Below are 15,611 nucleotides of genomic sequence, written 5' to 3'. Positions count from 1 at the left end.
CTTTATTCTTGCTCAAAAAAATGGTGAAGCGTTTGTTTCGTAGATTCCTCATCGTGGTTAAGCACCAGGCCGATCGGGTAAGGCTTCCGTTCATCCCATACATTATCAGTGGAAGGGATGCTGATCATATCCATGGATTCCACAGGATTCAGTAAAAGTTCTTTACCAACCTGGATCATTTTACTTCCACCTAGGTTCGTATCAATAAAAGGCTGAATGTTCCCAATCAAACGTGGAGCTTTCAGAACTCCCTGGAAAGAGAGAAGTTCATCCTTCATCAATTGAATAACCTTCTGCTGTCTCTCTACTCTGGCAAAATCTCCTCGCGCATCACTGCGGTATCTCACATAACCAAGAAGTTCTTCTCCGTTCAGGATCTGTGTTCCTTCTTGTAATTGGATGTCTGTTGTTCCATCTCCAGATCGGTACTGCATATTCTTTTCTATATCCACTTCCATGCCATCTGGTGATAAAGTGTCTACAATCTGCGTAAACCCTTGAAAGTCCACGATCGAGTAATATTCGGCTTCAATTCCTAAATTCATTTCAATAGTCTCGCGGAGAAGTTCAGGGCCTCCTAAAGCGAATGCGGCGTTCAGTTTGTTGTATCCGTGCCCGGGGATATCAACGTAAAGGTCCCTCATTAAAGAAGCGACCTTTGCTTCTTTTGAAGCGGGATCATATTCTGCGATCATGATCGTATCCGTCCTTGCAATCTCAGACCCTCGTTGATCGACTCCTAATAACAGAACGGTCATCTTCCCGTCCCCGTTATCTCTTCCTTTGAAGTCTTCTTTATAAATACTTTCGACCGCTTCTACCTGATCGATACTTTCGGCAGCGGAAGCCTGTTGACTCATCGCTTGATGCTTACCTGCTAAGTATTCGTACCCAGAGTAACTGATGATTAGTAAAAAGATAAGAGCATACATACCAATAAATAACTTGCGTTTTCGCCTTCTCTTGCTGCGTTTCTGCAAGGATCTCGACTGTGACACTTTCATCACCCTTTCAAACGTAACCCACTAAAAAAGCTTGTTTATAAAATTCTGTCTGTTAATAAATGTACCTGTTATTGCCAATGAAGTAAAGACTAGGATTTAAAGGGAATTCACCGCATGACAAGGCATTCGCTTTCATAAGATAGCAATAGGAGGACGAGCCGGAGGGGATGAAGTTATGTGGTACTGGATGCTGCTGTTAACTGGTTTCGGTTTTGCTGTTGCAGGAGGAACGGTAACGATCACGTATTTGAATCTCGTTCCTGCCGGGTTGAGTTGGATTGAATTCTTTATCCTGATCCGCACACGGGTAGAGTGCTATCTTTTTCCTATCGGGTTGATATTCATTACGACAGCCTTAATTCTTATGGAAGATTAATTTTCTAAAATATGGATTCAAAGAATAAAAAAGCCAGCATTGGTCATAATGTAACCAAAAGAGATCACCGAGTGAAAGTGAGGGTCCGAAATGTTATACATGCATGATCTGTGGGTGAACTGGTTTGAAGGTGAAGAGAATGGGTATAACGTCTGTCGTTTTCATGAATGGCGCAAAGAGGATGGAATTGAGCTGATTGATCAAATTCCTTTGATTTTAATCAGTGATGAACTATTCAATTTTATTGAAAATGATTTGCAAGATCTACCAGCATCGCTGCTTCAGGATGTCCATCGCAAAACGTATATGAAGAAAAATCAAGAACGTCACACCGTTGAATATGCAGCAGTTGTAACGAATGGTAAGGATGTTTTGGTGTTTGATACAATCGGATACACACTTCCCGTTAAGAAGAGCCGTTTAATTCCCAGACAAGAGCGTCTTGTATTTGAAATGGTACAAGGAAAAGAACCTGAGCACTATTTAATAGAAGAAAGAGTTTTAAAAGAACATCATATTTTATCATTAGACCCTAGGAAAATGTCTGGATTGACGCGGAGAGAACGACAACTAAAGCAGCTTTTGATGATGGCACTCGATCAGTTGAAGCAATCCGATCATCCTGAAGAAATCCGCTATTGGTTAACGGAATGGAACCCTGCGCAATATCCGACCATAAAGCAATTCTCAAATGATGAGGCATGGGATCGTTTATATGAAGGTACATGTAGTGGATGGTCAATGGCTCACGAAGAACTATGCAAAAAGATGGTGAAAGGGCAGCCTTTCTTTGAAACGATATGGCAAGGAGAGAATGAAGGGGTTTCTCAACATATGAAAAGCCAGAATTGAGGGATAACTCAATTCTGGCTTTTTGTCTGTTATTTCTTCTTCACGCGGCCAAGACCCATGGCTTTCTTCGCTTTACGAATCATTTTGTTGGCTTCATAGGAAGCTTTATTAGCCCCTCCATCTAGGATCTCATCCAATTCCTCGGAATGGATCAATGTTTCATAACGGTCCTGGATAGGTTTGAGAACGGCAATGACCGCCTCTGCGACCCCTACTTTGAAATCTCCATATCCTTTTCCTTCATACTTCTGCTCTAACTCTTCAATACTTGCACCGCTGCAAGCAGATTCAATGGTCAACAGATTGGAAACACCAGGTTTGTTTTCTTTATCGTACTTCACGATTCCATCAGAATCAGTAACGGCACTCTTGATCTTCTTCATGATTTTCTTTTCATCATCCAGCATAGAAATGAACGCTTTTTGATTTTCATCAGATTTGCTCATTTTCTTCGTAGGCTCTTGAAGAGACATGATGCGTGCACCCTCTTTGGGGATGCTCACTTCAGGAATGGTGAAAATTTCATTGAACTTATTATTGAATCGTTGAGCTAAATTTCTTGTGAGTTCCAGGTGCTGTTTCTGATCATCACCGACAGGTACGATATCCGTTTTATAAAGGAGAATATCTGCCGCCATCAGCGGAGGGTAGGTAAGGAGACCAGAAGATACACCTTCTTTTCCCCCGGCAGATTTGTCTTTGAATTGAGTCATACGCTCCAGTTCACCAATGTAGCTGACACACTGTAACATCCAACCCAGCTGGGTGTGGGCGGGTACTTCCGATTGAATGAATAGAGTCGCTTTCTCAGGGTCAATTCCTGAAGCTAAGTATAGAGCGGCCAGAGAACGGATGTTATCTCTCAATTTCAACCGATCCTGTGGAACTGTAATGGCATGCTCGTCGACAATACAAAAATAGCAGTGGTTATCATCCTGCAAATCTGTAAAGTGTTTCATGGCTCCAATGTAGTTTCCAAGCGTTAACGTACCACTTGGTTGAATGCCTGAGAAAATCGTTTTTGTCATCATCATCACCTCAACATTTTTTTTTGCACGAAAAAAGATCATTCATCTCTTCCATTATGGAAGGGACGAATGATCCGCGGTGCCACCCTAATTACTTCTAAATATATAGAAGTCAACTTGAATCGTTAACGCCGATTTACGTCTATTGAAGCTCCGAAGGCCCAATTCCGTAGAGTGTCCTCAGCTGTTTTCACCGACCACAGCCTCTCTGTAAAGGATCCATCCTACGTACTTATCCTTCTTCATTGCTTTTCGTACTATATTAGTAAGTCAGTATTATATCGGATTCATTCAATGTATGCAAGCTCTTATCCTGAATAGTAAAGAAAAAGTAAAGCCAGTAAACTTATGCTTAACAATGTCCCATGGAACAAGAAGAACTTGGGCAGAGATTGGTGGACAGTTTGAGAGGGGAGGGGTTTCTCTTCCCAATCATCCAAGTAATCTCTCTGTTTAGACATTCGGTTAGTAAAACGTCTGAACCCGTAAGTGATTCCATCGAAGAATCCACCACGCACGACCCACATTATAATACCAATGAATATATAGAAGTATGCGATATAGAAGAGCTGGTTAATATAATGGAATAAATCGTAAGCAGGGGCAAGAGCGATAAACAGGATTGTAACGATCGCCATATTCAAACCGAAAATCAACCATTTATTTTTTATGATGATCACATCATTTCCACCTTTCATACAAACTCGACCTATATTATAGCACGTTTAATAAGTATGAAGGAATTGTTAACACATTAAATAAACAGAAAATTCAACTTTGGTAAAATATTGCATGGTCTATACAAACGCTTTAACGGATAACCGTAATAAATAACAATGTTTCAAAATCCCATATCTTTTTTTATGCATATGAGCTTATAAATAATAAGTTTATGTCTATAACATTGTAAAATAAACTAGGTATTTAGTCTCATTTTGTGTTACTGAAACGTAATAATGATGGGAATCCTGAGAGTTTTCAAAAAAAAAGGTAATGCAAAATAGTTAGAAAACTTGTATAATTCGATATGTGGACAAAACGCCACGACAAATTTTTAGAAAATTTTTAGGGGAGGTCATTTTCTATCATGAAAAAGACAAATTGGTTATTGCTAGTACTTGCACTAGTACTTAGCATGTTCCTCGCAGCTTGTTCTGGTGGATCAGACGATACGTCAAATTCCACAGACGATGCTGACTCCGGGGAAACAACAGAAACTGAAGACACTTCCGGTGAAGAGGGAGAAGCTTCAGGAGAACAAGTACTTAACATTACAGACGCTGCAGAGATCCCAACTATGGATGCATCTCTAGCAACTGATGCTGTAGCATTCCAATGGTTAGGTTCAACTACAGACGGTCTTTATCGTCTTGGTGAGAACGCTCAGCCAGAGCCAGGAATTGCTAAAGACCACGAAGTAAGTGAAGACGGTCTTACATGGACGTTCAACCTTCGTGAAGACGCTGTTTGGTCAAACGGCGATTCTGTCACAGCGAACGATTTCGTTTACGCTTGGCAACGTGCTGTAAACCCAGATACAGGTTCTGAGTACGGCCCATACATGATGGGTGGCGTAATCAAGAATGCACAAGCTGTTGTTGACGGTGAAGTTCCTGTCGAAGAGCTTGGTGTTAAAGCTGATGGCGACTATACACTAGTAGTAGAGCTTGAGAAGCCAGTTCCTTACTTCGAATCTCTAACTACTTTCGGTACATTCCTACCGCTAAATCAGGCTTTCGTTGAAGAGCATGGTGAAGACTACGCTCTTGAAGCAGATACACTTCTTTCAAACGGACCATTCAAGATTACTGAATGGAACCACGGAGAAGGCTGGACTGTTGAAAAGAACGAAGATTACTGGGATGCAGAAAATGTAAAACTTGATCAAATTAACGTTAAAGTTGTTAAAGAAACATCAACAGCTGTAAACCTTTATGACACTGGTGAAATCGACCGTACTGGTCTTTCTGCAGAGTTCGTAGACCAATACCGTACTTCTGATGAGTTCGTGGTTGAAGAAGAACCTACTTTGTTCTACTTGAAGATGAACCAGGAAAATGAAGTATTGGGTAACGTGAATGCTCGTAAAGCGATTCAAATGGTAATCGACCGCCAATCCATGGTTGATGTTATCTTGAACAATGGATCTATTCCATCTGCTGGTCACGTACCACAGAACTTTACGAAGCACCCTGAAACTGAAGAAGATTTCCGTGAGCTTAACGGTGATCTGATTGAAACGAATGTTGAAAAAGCTCAAGAACTATGGGCTACTGCTAAAGAAGAGCTTGGCATGGACACTGTTGAACTTGGCTACCTAGGTGGCGATAGTGAAGTGGCTATGAACATGGATGCTTACATCAAGGACCAGCTTGAGCAGCTTGAAGGTTTGACTGTAAAAGTTCAGTCTGTACCATTTAAAGAGCGTCTTCAGCGTGACGAGAACATGGAGTATGATATCCAGAACTCTGGTTGGGGTCCTGACTACATCGACCCGAACACATTCTTGAACATGTTCGTCACAGATGGCGGAAACAACAAAACTGGTTATTCTTCTGAAGCGTACGATGGTATGATTGAAAAAGCCAATAATGAGCTTGCTCAAGAACCAGTTGAGCGTTTCGAAACCTTCCTAGAAGCTGAAAAGATTCTAATCCAAGAAGATGCTGTACTTGCACCACTTTATCAGCGTGCTACAGCTAGACTTTGGAAGCCTTATGTTAAGGATGTAATCACTCAGCCAATGGGACCTGATTTCACTTACAAGTATGCTTATATTGAAGGTAAATAATTGAAATAGCAATTTCCAACCACATATAGGCTTGCTTTACAGGGGAAGAGAGTATATGTCCAACGTGTTGGCGTATGCTCTCTTTTTCCCTGCCATCAAATTATTCAGATTATAGTAAAATTTCTGTCAATTATAACAACAAGAAGAGAAAGTTTGTAGGTACAACATTCGGAGGTGTTGAAATGGCTCGTTATATTACCCAGCGTTTAATTTATATGGTTATAACGATGTTTTTAATTGCTACCTTAACGTTCTTTCTGATGAAGTTTTTACCAGGTACTCCCCTAAGTGCTGCAGATAAATTATCAGATGAACAGCAAGCGGTAGTTTTAGAAAAGTACGGATTGAATGATCCAGTTCCAGTGCAGTATTTTAACTATATGGTCAACTTAGCCCAAGGTGATTTAGGGATTTCTTTCCAGTTCGATAACCGAGAAGTAACAAATATCATCATGGAGCGTATTGGTCCTTCTATGCAGCTTGGTTTCCAAGCTATGTTCATAGGTACAATCATAGGAATGTTATTAGGGTTAGTGTCCGCCATTTACCATAATGGTATCATGGACTATACATCGACGTTCCTTGCCGTTTTAGGTCAGTCGGTTCCATCCTTTGTATTTGCTGGTTTGCTGCAATTCTATATCGGCGTTAAGTTCGGCTGGTTGCCAGTTGCCCTGTGGGAAGGCTGGGAATATACCATACTACCAACCGTATCGTTGGCCATCTTCCCAATTGCAATTGCTGCCCGTTTTATGAGAACAGAAATGCTTGAGGTAATGGGGTCTGATTATATTGTGACAGCCCGTGCCAAAGGTGTGAACAAGGTCGGTGTAGTATTTAAACACGGTTTGAGAAACGCTTTAATTCCACTGATTACAGTGTTGGGACCGCTAGCTATATCGTTGATGACGGGTACACTTGTAATTGAAAATATTTTTGCCGTACCTGGAATTGGTGAGCAGTTCGTTAAGGCGATCAATATGAATGATTACCCAATCATTATGGGAACAACCCTTTTACTTGCTTTCCTATTCATATTCATCATCCTGGTCATCGACTTGCTTTATGGAGTCATTGACCCTAGAATTCGACTGGCGGAAGGAGAGTAATCGACTATGGATAACCACAAACCCTCGAAAGACTTATTTGTGCCCGTAGAAACGAAAGAGACAGAAATAGAGAAGATTTCGCGGCCGAGCCTTTCTTTCTGGCAGGATTCCTTCATCCGTCTACGTAAGAACGCAGGGGCGATGATTGGCCTTGCTATATTGATTATTTTAGGTTTAATGGCTGCCTTTGGCCCATACATGAATGATTATGGACAATATGAACAGGACCTTTCTCGTGCAAAAATGCCGCCTAAGGTTGAAGGCCTAGGTTGGCTTGGAATGGATGGTACACTATCTGATGTACAGTCCGCCGACACATTAGAAGGTGCAGAACAGAAAGCTCTAATGCGCTTTAATAATCAGGAAGATTTTATCACGACCGAAGTATTAAACGATGGCTCCAATGGTGAGCCGGCAGAAGTTAGAGCGACTTATGATGTCTATGGTGCGAAAGATATGGACGAGAACTTCTGGTTTGGTACAGACGGTCTTGGACGTGACCAATGGACACGTACATGGATGGGAACGCGTGTATCTCTGTATATCGCTTTCTTAGCTGCAGCAATTGATATGGTTATTGGTGTAGCATATGGCGGGATTTCTGCTTATTATGGTGGCCGTGTGGATAACTACATGCAGCGCTTCATTGAAATCCTTGTCGGTATTCCGAACCTTGTTCTCGTAATCTTGATGATTCTGATTCTTGAACCAGGGATCTTATCCATTACCATTGCCCTCGCAATAGCCGGTTGGATAGGGATGGCCAGGATTGTCCGAGGTCAAATTTTAAAACTGAAAAACCAGGAATTCGTACTGGCGTCCCGTACTTTAGGTGCGAAGGATAGCCGTATCCTGCAAAGACACTTAATCCCGAACACATTAGGATTGATTATCATCAATACGATGTTCTCAATTCCTGCTGCGATATTCTTTGAAGCGTTCTTAAGCTTTATCGGACTTGGTCTTCCAACACCGATGGCTTCTCTAGGAACATTGATCAATGCCGGATTCCAATCCTTGCAGATTTATCCGCACATTCTTTTGTTCCCGGCAATTATAATTTCCCTTATCATGATTGCCTTTAACGTCTTAGCTGATGGTCTTCGTGATGCATTCGATCCGAAGATGCGTGAATAGGAGGTAGGTGTACAATATGGAAAAACTACTAGATGTTAAAAACCTGCACGTCTCCTTTGACACCTACAGTGGTGAAGTCAAAGCAGTACGTGGCGTAAATTTTGATGTGAAAAAAGGTGAAACCTTAGCGATTGTAGGAGAGTCTGGTTCGGGTAAATCTGTTACAACCAAAGCTCTCATGCACTTGATTCCAAAGCCGCCAGGTCGTATCAAAGAAGGAGAAATCATCTTTGAAGGCCGTGACCTTGCAAAAATGACCGAGAAACAAATGCAAAAAATCCGTGGTAAAGAGATGTCGATGATCTTCCAGGATCCAATGACTTCTCTTAACCCGACGATGAAAGTCGGGAATCAGATCATGGAAGGTCTGATTAAACACCAGAAAATGAATAAGTCCAATGCACGTAAGCGTGTCTTGGAATTACTTGAACTTGTTGGTATTCCGGATGCCGAAAATCGTATGAAACAATACCCGCACCAATTCTCGGGTGGGATGAGGCAACGTGTGGTTGTTGCCATTGCATTGGCATGTAATCCAAAGCTTTTAATTGCTGATGAACCGACCACTGCCTTGGATGTAACGATTCAGGCTCAAATCCTGGAGTTGATGAAGGATATTCAAAAGAAAACAGATTCAGCAACCATCTTCATTACTCATGACCTTGGAGTTGTAGCCAACGTAGCCGACCGAGTGGCGGTTATGTATGCAGGTAAAATTGTTGAAATTGGTACAGTTGATGATATTTTCTACAATCCCCAACACCCATACACTTGGGGTCTGTTAGGGTCTATGCCTTCTCTTGATAGTGAAGATGAAGAGTTATTTGCTATCCCTGGTACACCACCAGATTTGTTGGACCCACCAAAAGGAGATGCTTTTGCTGCACGTAATAAATATGCGATGAAGATCGACTTTGAACAGGAACCACCAATGTTTAAGGTGAGCGATACGCATTATGCAGCTACATGGCTGCTTCATGAGCATGCACCCAAGGTTGAACCACCAGCAGCGGTGAAAAAGCGTATGGAAGGTATGGCCAATTCATCCAGCAGTTCGGAAGGTGAACGAGTATGAGTCAAGAAAAACTAGTCGAAATTAAAAATTTAAAACAACATTTCAAAACAGGCCGTCATAGTGTAGTAAAAGCCGTTGACGGATTGAATTTCAGTATCTACAAAGGAGAAACATTCGGTCTGGTTGGCGAATCTGGTTGTGGTAAGTCGACAACTGGACGAACCATCATCCGCTTGTACGATGCGACAGAAGGAGAGGTCATTTTCGACGGCGAGAACGTACACGGAAAAAAATCCCGTGAGGACTTAAAGAAGTTTAACCGTGAAATGCAAATGATTTTTCAGGATCCATATGCATCCTTGAACCCACGTATGAAGGTTGAAGATATTATTGCAGAAGGAATGGACATCCATGGGCTGGCGAAAGATGCGAAAGCTCGTAAAGCGAGAGTCCAGGAGTTGTTGGAAACGGTAGGGTTAAATAAAGAGCACGCCAACCGTTATCCGCACGAGTTCAGTGGCGGTCAGCGACAACGTATCGGTATCGCACGCGCCCTTGCGGTAGATCCAAGCTTTATCATCGCTGATGAGCCGATATCCGCCCTTGATGTTTCTATCCAGGCGCAAGTAGTTAACCTTTTGAAAAAGCTTCAAGAAGAAAAAGGTTTAACCTATTTGTTCATCGCTCACGATTTATCAATGGTCAAATATATCAGTGATCGGATTGGCGTTATGTATTTTGGTAAAATGGTTGAGCTTGCAGATGCAGATGAATTGTATAAGCACCCAATTCATCCATATACACAGTCTCTACTATCTGCCATTCCATTACCAGATCCGGATTATGAACGTTCTCGTGAGCGTTTCACTTATGATCCTACGAAACATGACACGAGTGAAGAACCAGAGTTCCGGGAAGTACGTCCTGGACACTTTGTTCTTTGTACCACAAAAGAATTCGAGCAGTACCAACGTGAGCACGGTACGGGAGAATAATAGTATGATGAAAAGACTCTGTCGAAGTGACAGAGTCTTTTTTTATCTGTGTTTAGGAAAATGGTTGTGTAATAGGGAAAAATTATGAAAAATTGTCAGTCAGCTCTGTTATAAATGGTCTTCCTCTTTTATAATAAAGATTAGAAGAAATTAGGATAGGAGTAGGATGCACATGGGGAAAAGACAACTATGGATGATTATTTTCACGGGAATTCTCTTTTTCGGAATGATGGGGTCATTACATAACGTTAAGGCGGAAGAAGGAGAAGGAACGAAAGAGGTCGCGATGCTTACAAAAAAAAAATCGGGGTTGAAGGAATTGACCGTTCCTAGTCCAGCGGCACGGTTTACATATAACTCTGGACTGACCTTCGAATACCCAGATGCCGTCAGAGGTATTTTTGTTACGGGACCTTCTGCCGGTGGAGCGAAGATGGCAGAGCTTACGAAGCTGGTTGAAGATACAGAACTGAACGCCATGGTCATTGATATCAAGGAGGATAACGGGAACATCACGTTTGAGCCGGAAGAAGGGTCTCCATATGCGGACGTTGCCGAGGGATTTATTGATGATCCTCGTGCCATGTTAGAGGAACTAGAGGAAAAGGGAATCTATCCAATTGCTCGTGTGGTTGTATTTAAGGACAGTTTACTAGCGGAAAAACGCCCGGATTTATCTTTCACCCAAAACGGGGAAGTATGGAAGAATGGAAAAGGTGAATCATTCGTTAATCCATTTATGGAAGAAGTATGGGAATATAATGTAGAACTTGCTAAAATAGCAGCAGAAATGGGTTTTGAGGAAATCCAATACGATTATGTGCGCTTCCCGGAAGGCTTTGGAAGCCGTGATGATGTATTGGAATACGGCCAAGGGAAATATGGAGATATGGACATGGACAACGTCCAAAAACGTGTACAGGCTGTTACGGACTTCGTAGAATATGCCAGTAAAGAGTTGGAGTATTATGGGGTTGATGTATCTGTTGATATCTTTGGTTATGCAGCGACCATTACAGAAGCACCGAACATCGGACAGAATTTCTCTAAAATCTCATCAAATGTTGATGTCATTTCTTCTATGATTTATCCAAGTCACTGGGGACCGTATTTTGGAATCTCCAAACCAGATACCGAACCTTACCGTTTAATAAGTGAATACGCTAAAGTAGAGAACGAGGTATTGGAAGCGTTGGAGAATTCCCCAACTTCCCGTCCTTGGTTACAGGATTTCGAAGCTCCATGGTTGTACTCTGGACCTACGAAACAATACGGAAAAGCCGAGGTTGAAGCTCAAATCCGTGCTTTAAACGAGAACGGAATCAATGAATTCCTCCTATGGAATGCTGGAAACAACTACACGAAAGGCGTAGACTATACACCCTTAGATTAGTAAAAAGGTGTGGGATCAAAAAGATTCCACACCTTTTCCTATATAGAAGTAATGGAAGGATTGTTGGAGACATGATTTTGATATGTTTTTGATTGGTTGGGGGGCTGTGGGGAATGACTCACTTTCCGTTCACTGCGTCCTGTGGGGTCTCACTCTGTACTTTTTTCCTCTTCGATATCCGGTTCCGGCGCCTAGCGACTCTCGAAACCACTTCTAAAAGATCAGCTTTTATCATTAATGATAATGGATTATATAAACCGATTCAAAGAACGAGAAGATTGATACAGATCCCTTTATACTTCTAACATTCGGGTAGTTGAAGACAATCCAACTTGGTAAGGGGTTACTTTCTTACCTATATCGAAAGGGGTGGTCGGGAAGCTGCGAGACTCCCGTGGGAGAAAGGAGATAGGCGAGATCCCGCAGGGCGTTAGCCCGAGGAAGCTTGCCACTCCCCCACAGGAAAGCGAGTAGCTTCCCAACCACCCCTGACGCTCAACCAAGGCAGCGAACCCACGAACATCTCGAACTGAGTTTTAAAGTATAGGGAGTTTATCTGGAACTTTTAAAGGTGAGAGAGGGTGAAGGATGTTTCTTAAAGGACATTTTAGGAAATGGATAAATAAAGCATATCTTAAAGGATTCTTCCACATTCTATACACAGCTGATGCTACAAATGCAAAAGAAAGTGTATAGAATAGCATTTAACAACTGAATGATTATTCGGTATAATAGAAAATGACTAATGATAAGGGAGTAGATCAATGAATTGGTATGAGAAGTTGAACGAGTATTTCCCAGTAGAGGAAATGAAATCGAAAGAACACATGGAAGCATTATTGAAAGAAAAAAGTAATGTGTACTACAAAGATGAGGGAGAAAACCACGTCCTTATGTACGCGGAATTTGATTCTTTTCTTTTTATCGACTATGTATACGTTTCCACTGCTTCGCGTGGTCAAGGACTTGGTCATAAACTCATCGAAAAAATGAAAGCGAAAGGGAAGCCGATCATCCTTGAAGTGGAACCCGTCGACTATGAGGATTCGGATACCGAAGCAAGGCTCCGTTTTTATCAGCGTGAAGGATTCAAGCATGCAAAATCCATCGGTTACACCAGGCGTTCTGTGGTTACAGACGAACTTAATCAGATGGAAATCCTTTACTGGTCTCCAGAAGATGCCTCTGAAGAACAAATCTACAAACAAATGAAAGAGATGTACACAGAAATTCATACGTATAAGGATAAAGAATTTTACGGGAAGTCCTATCAACCTGTTGATGAAGTCCTGACTCATGATGAAGATCGTGATACTGAAAACATTTTGAAAGAACTGGATAAAACTAAAAATTGATCATGTATGCCCACCGTTAATTATGGTGGGTATTTTCAATGGAACGCCAGTAGTTGAAAATAGAGTGTTTTTTAACTTTCTATAAAAAAAGATGTTTAATCCTACATATAACGTGGTATAAGTAGATGGAAACGATTTATAATTGCTTTCTGTAACATATGTTCGTGTTTTTATAGATGAAACTTGACAGGTGTGTTATAGTAGAATCATGGTTAGATTATATTGATTACAAATAAAAAAGCAATTAAAGTTCTACCATAAAATATTGAGGAGTGAAGTTTCTGTATGGTTACACTTTATACCTCACCAAGTTGTACATCATGTCGAAAAGCTAAAGCATGGTTGGAAGAGCACGATATTCCTTACACTGAACGAAACATCTTTTCTGAGCCTCTTACGTTGGATGAGATCAAGGAAATCCTACGTATGACGGAGGATGGAACGGAAGAAATCATCTCTACACGCTCAAAGGTATTTCAAAAGTTGAAGGTGGATTTCGATCAGCTGCCGATGCAAGATCTCTTTGACTTGATTCAGGAGAACCCTGGATTGTTACGTCGTCCAATCATCTTGGATGATAAACGACTGCAGGTAGGTTATAACGAAGATGAAATTCGCCGTTTCTTACCTAGAAGTGTACGCACATTCCAATTGAAAGAAGCTCAACGCTTAGTCAATTAATAAATAAAAAAGCTGTGATGGTGAACATACCATTACAGCTTTTTTAATTCCCTTATTCTGACATAGAAAATGGGTGCTTTTTTCGTTAGACTGCCGTGCCTTTTCTTTTGTTGGATAAATACCCTAGAGTAACGACTGCAATAACCATAACCACGGCAAACCACTGATGGATGAATGGATAATTCTCCATATACTGGAGGATATAGCGGTCTTCCATGACCATCTCGGCAGCTGTATAGGTCAAAATCCCAGCTCCGAAATAAATGAGGAGTGGAAACTTGTCCATGAGCACGAGGATGATTCGACTTCCCCAGACAATGATAGGGACAGATACGAGAAGCCCGATCATGACGAGAATGATGTTGTTGTGAGAGGCTCCAGCGATGGCAAGTACATTATCGAAACCCATCACGATATCTGCAAACACAATTGTTTTAACAGCAGCAGCAAGGCTGTCCCCTGCTTTAATGTGATCGGTCTCTTCCGTATCAGTTAGCAGTTTCATGGCAATATAAAAGAGAAGCAACCCACCGATTAATTGAAGGAAAGGGATTTGGAGAAGATAAAGAGCAACCATAGTCAAAAGGACTCTGGCAGCAATGGCTAAGCCTGTCCCTAGAAAAATCGCTTTGTTTCTTTGATCAGGGGGTAAATTGCGGCTGGCAAGTGCTATGACTACAGCATTATCACCGCCGAGAATGATGTCAATACTGATAATGATAAGTAATGGTTCAAGCAAGTCCCAGTTCATTGAAAAATCCTCCTGCTATGTAGTGACAAACCTAAGGGAATAAGCTAAAATAAAAAGTCAATCAACCGAATGAGGGTCTATTTCCATGTTTATTCATGACACAAATGGTTATGTGCTGAAATCGAGCATTTTGTTTTCCAAACAGCCTTTGCTGTCATACAATAGAAGTACATCAACCCTTATCTCTAAACATCATGACGGTTGAAGCTTTGGCCTAACGGGTAAGGTTTTATAAGCGACGCAAGGGTGAGTGTTCCCTTCCCCCTTAAAACATGACAAGAAGGGAGAGAAACGTATGGAAATCGAACGCATTAATGAAAATACCGTTAAATTTTACGTAACATATCAAGATGTAGAACAAAGAGGTTTTGACAGAGAAGAAATCTGGTATAACCGAGAACGCAGTGAACAGCTTTTTTGGGAAATGATGGATGAAGTGAACGACCAGGAAAACTTCCAAGCTGATGGTCCATTGTGGATTCAGGTTCAGGCTATGGACAAAGGATTAGAAGTGATTGTCACTAAGGCCCAGGTATCCCAGGATGGCCAAAAGCTCGAACTTCCGAATGAGGACGGTAAGGCAATTGATGTTCCAGTGGATGAAAAACTGGAATCACTGCTTGATGATAAATTCCATTCTTCCGAAGACTATGATCAAAGGAATGAGTACGAAGAGGATCAGGAGGAGTCAGATGAACCACTGACTTTCACACTCAAGTTCAATGACTTTGAAGATGTGATCCAACTGAGCCACTATGTATTACCTGCTGAGTCCATGGAGCAGCGCTTATTCCATTATGAAGATCGTTACTATTTATATATTCAATTCAGTGATGAAAATATGAGTGATGATGACCAAGAAAATGTGTTGAGTCAACTTATGGAATACGGACATGAGTCATCCCTTACGATTCACAGGTTAGAGGAGTATGGAAAAACGATATTTAACGAGCAGGCATTGGAATCAGTAAAACAATATTTCCCTATCGATTAATTCGATGAGCACACAACCTCGTGTGCTTATTTTTTTGTCTTAAATGACACATTTTCATCCTAAAGAACGTCTCTTTCCGAAAGGCTTACATTCGCATAAGCAAGTTTTGTCATTTTTTTATAATTGTACC

At 41.4% G+C, this 15,611-nt stretch carries 15 protein-coding genes and 1 other annotated feature; of the genes, 11 read left to right on the top strand and 4 right to left on the bottom strand.

Annotated features, from left to right (window positions below):
- Nucleotides 1-2 precede the first annotated feature (2 nt).
- Nucleotides 3-980: an LCP family protein gene (locus tag ACQ4XT_RS19705; protein WP_446855296.1), complete on the bottom strand. Its 978-nt coding sequence runs from the start codon at nucleotides 978-980 to the stop codon at nucleotides 3-5.
- A gap of 199 nt (nucleotides 981-1,179) precedes the next feature.
- Here ACQ4XT_RS19705 and ACQ4XT_RS19700 point away from each other — a divergent pair, with 199 nt between their 5' ends.
- Both ACQ4XT_RS19700 and ACQ4XT_RS19695 read left to right on the top strand, forming a co-directional pair.
- The gene (locus ACQ4XT_RS19700) at nucleotides 1,180-1,380 is read left to right on the top strand and encodes a YuzI family membrane protein (protein WP_160915304.1); all 201 of its coding nucleotides are present in this window, start codon (nucleotides 1,180-1,182) and stop codon (nucleotides 1,378-1,380) included.
- A 90-nt stretch (nucleotides 1,381-1,470) separates the two neighbouring features.
- A complete protein-coding gene (locus tag ACQ4XT_RS19695; protein ID WP_446855295.1) occupies nucleotides 1,471-2,232 on the top strand; it encodes a YjbA family protein in 762 nt (253 codons plus the stop codon).
- Nucleotides 2,233-2,261: 29 nt separating this feature from the next.
- Here the strand turns inward: ACQ4XT_RS19695 and trpS are convergent, their stop codons facing one another.
- Nucleotides 2,262-3,302, bottom strand: coding sequence for a tryptophan--tRNA ligase (gene trpS / locus ACQ4XT_RS19690; RefSeq protein WP_446855293.1), 1,041 nt, complete (start codon nucleotides 3,300-3,302; stop codon nucleotides 2,262-2,264).
- Nucleotides 3,303-3,318: 16 nt separating this feature from the next.
- Nucleotides 3,319-3,515, bottom strand: a binding site (T-box leader).
- Between the two features lie 53 nt (nucleotides 3,516-3,568).
- Nucleotides 3,569-3,940, bottom strand: a complete 372-nt coding sequence (locus tag ACQ4XT_RS19685; protein WP_446855291.1) for a DUF3899 domain-containing protein — start codon at nucleotides 3,938-3,940, stop codon at nucleotides 3,569-3,571.
- 407 nt (nucleotides 3,941-4,347) lie between these two features.
- On the opposite strand from ACQ4XT_RS19685, the gene ACQ4XT_RS19680 reads away from it, so the two are divergent.
- From ACQ4XT_RS19680 to spxA, 8 genes are all read left to right on the top strand, one after another.
- On the top strand, nucleotides 4,348-6,051 hold the full coding sequence (locus tag ACQ4XT_RS19680; protein ID WP_160912007.1) for a peptide ABC transporter substrate-binding protein: 1,704 nt from the start codon (nucleotides 4,348-4,350) through the stop codon (nucleotides 6,049-6,051).
- A gap of 182 nt (nucleotides 6,052-6,233) precedes the next feature.
- Complete coding sequence (gene opp3b / locus ACQ4XT_RS19675) at nucleotides 6,234-7,160, top strand: oligopeptide ABC transporter permease (protein WP_160912009.1); 927 nt, start codon at nucleotides 6,234-6,236, stop codon at nucleotides 7,158-7,160.
- A gap of 6 nt (nucleotides 7,161-7,166) precedes the next feature.
- The gene (opp3C, locus tag ACQ4XT_RS19670; RefSeq protein WP_446855290.1) at nucleotides 7,167-8,297 is read left to right on the top strand and encodes an oligopeptide ABC transporter permease; all 1,131 of its coding nucleotides are present in this window, start codon (nucleotides 7,167-7,169) and stop codon (nucleotides 8,295-8,297) included.
- A gap of 16 nt (nucleotides 8,298-8,313) precedes the next feature.
- On the top strand, nucleotides 8,314-9,372 hold the full coding sequence (locus ACQ4XT_RS19665; RefSeq protein WP_446855288.1) for an ABC transporter ATP-binding protein: 1,059 nt from the start codon (nucleotides 8,314-8,316) through the stop codon (nucleotides 9,370-9,372).
- Nucleotides 9,369-10,307 carry an oligopeptide ABC transporter ATP-binding protein OppF gene (gene oppF / locus ACQ4XT_RS19660; RefSeq protein ID WP_446855287.1) on the top strand — a complete coding sequence of 313 codons (939 nt, stop codon included), beginning with the start codon at nucleotides 9,369-9,371 and terminating at the stop codon, nucleotides 10,305-10,307. Before ACQ4XT_RS19665 ends, oppF begins: the two co-directional genes overlap by 4 nt.
- A gap of 172 nt (nucleotides 10,308-10,479) precedes the next feature.
- Nucleotides 10,480-11,700, top strand: a complete 1,221-nt coding sequence (locus ACQ4XT_RS19655; RefSeq protein ID WP_446855285.1) for a putative glycoside hydrolase — start codon at nucleotides 10,480-10,482, stop codon at nucleotides 11,698-11,700.
- Nucleotides 11,701-12,464: 764 nt separating this feature from the next.
- Nucleotides 12,465-13,055: a GNAT family N-acetyltransferase gene (locus tag ACQ4XT_RS19650; RefSeq protein ID WP_226588114.1), complete on the top strand. Its 591-nt coding sequence runs from the start codon at nucleotides 12,465-12,467 to the stop codon at nucleotides 13,053-13,055.
- A gap of 285 nt (nucleotides 13,056-13,340) precedes the next feature.
- The gene (gene spxA, locus ACQ4XT_RS19645; protein WP_008638741.1) at nucleotides 13,341-13,736 is read left to right on the top strand and encodes a transcriptional regulator SpxA; all 396 of its coding nucleotides are present in this window, start codon (nucleotides 13,341-13,343) and stop codon (nucleotides 13,734-13,736) included.
- Nucleotides 13,737-13,821: 85 nt separating this feature from the next.
- On the opposite strand, the gene ACQ4XT_RS19640 is transcribed toward spxA, so the two are convergent.
- Complete coding sequence (locus ACQ4XT_RS19640) at nucleotides 13,822-14,487, bottom strand: TerC family protein (RefSeq protein WP_446855283.1); 666 nt, start codon at nucleotides 14,485-14,487, stop codon at nucleotides 13,822-13,824.
- 295 nt (nucleotides 14,488-14,782) lie between these two features.
- Here ACQ4XT_RS19640 and mecA point away from each other — a divergent pair, with 295 nt between their 5' ends.
- A complete protein-coding gene (gene mecA, locus ACQ4XT_RS19635) occupies nucleotides 14,783-15,481 on the top strand; it encodes an adaptor protein MecA (protein WP_446855281.1) in 699 nt (232 codons plus the stop codon).
- Nucleotides 15,482-15,611: the final 130 nt, after the last annotated feature.

Source organism: Halobacillus sp. 12SKB (genome assembly GCF_052941655.1).
This window is presented reverse-complemented; position numbering and strand designations above follow the sequence as displayed.

Coding starts and splice junctions, on each gene's coding strand:
- ACQ4XT_RS19695 (WP_446855295.1), top strand. CDS start 1,471: ATGTTATACATGCATGATCTGTGGGTGAACTGGTTTGAAGGTGAAGAG.
- spxA (WP_008638741.1), top strand. CDS start 13,341: ATGGTTACACTTTATACCTCACCAAGTTGTACATCATGTCGAAAAGCT.
- ACQ4XT_RS19650 (WP_226588114.1), top strand. CDS start 12,465: ATGAATTGGTATGAGAAGTTGAACGAGTATTTCCCAGTAGAGGAAATG.
- ACQ4XT_RS19640 (WP_446855283.1), bottom strand. CDS start 14,487: ATGAACTGGGACTTGCTTGAACCATTACTTATCATTATCAGTATTGAC.
- mecA (WP_446855281.1), top strand. CDS start 14,783: ATGGAAATCGAACGCATTAATGAAAATACCGTTAAATTTTACGTAACA.
- oppF (WP_446855287.1), top strand. CDS start 9,369: ATGAGTCAAGAAAAACTAGTCGAAATTAAAAATTTAAAACAACATTTC.
- ACQ4XT_RS19700 (WP_160915304.1), top strand. CDS start 1,180: ATGTGGTACTGGATGCTGCTGTTAACTGGTTTCGGTTTTGCTGTTGCA.
- opp3C (WP_446855290.1), top strand. CDS start 7,167: ATGGATAACCACAAACCCTCGAAAGACTTATTTGTGCCCGTAGAAACG.
- ACQ4XT_RS19655 (WP_446855285.1), top strand. CDS start 10,480: ATGGGGAAAAGACAACTATGGATGATTATTTTCACGGGAATTCTCTTT.
- trpS (WP_446855293.1), bottom strand. CDS start 3,302: ATGATCTTTTTTCGTGCAAAAAAAAATGTTGAGGTGATGATGATGACA.
- ACQ4XT_RS19680 (WP_160912007.1), top strand. CDS start 4,348: ATGAAAAAGACAAATTGGTTATTGCTAGTACTTGCACTAGTACTTAGC.
- opp3b (WP_160912009.1), top strand. CDS start 6,234: ATGGCTCGTTATATTACCCAGCGTTTAATTTATATGGTTATAACGATG.
- ACQ4XT_RS19665 (WP_446855288.1), top strand. CDS start 8,314: ATGGAAAAACTACTAGATGTTAAAAACCTGCACGTCTCCTTTGACACC.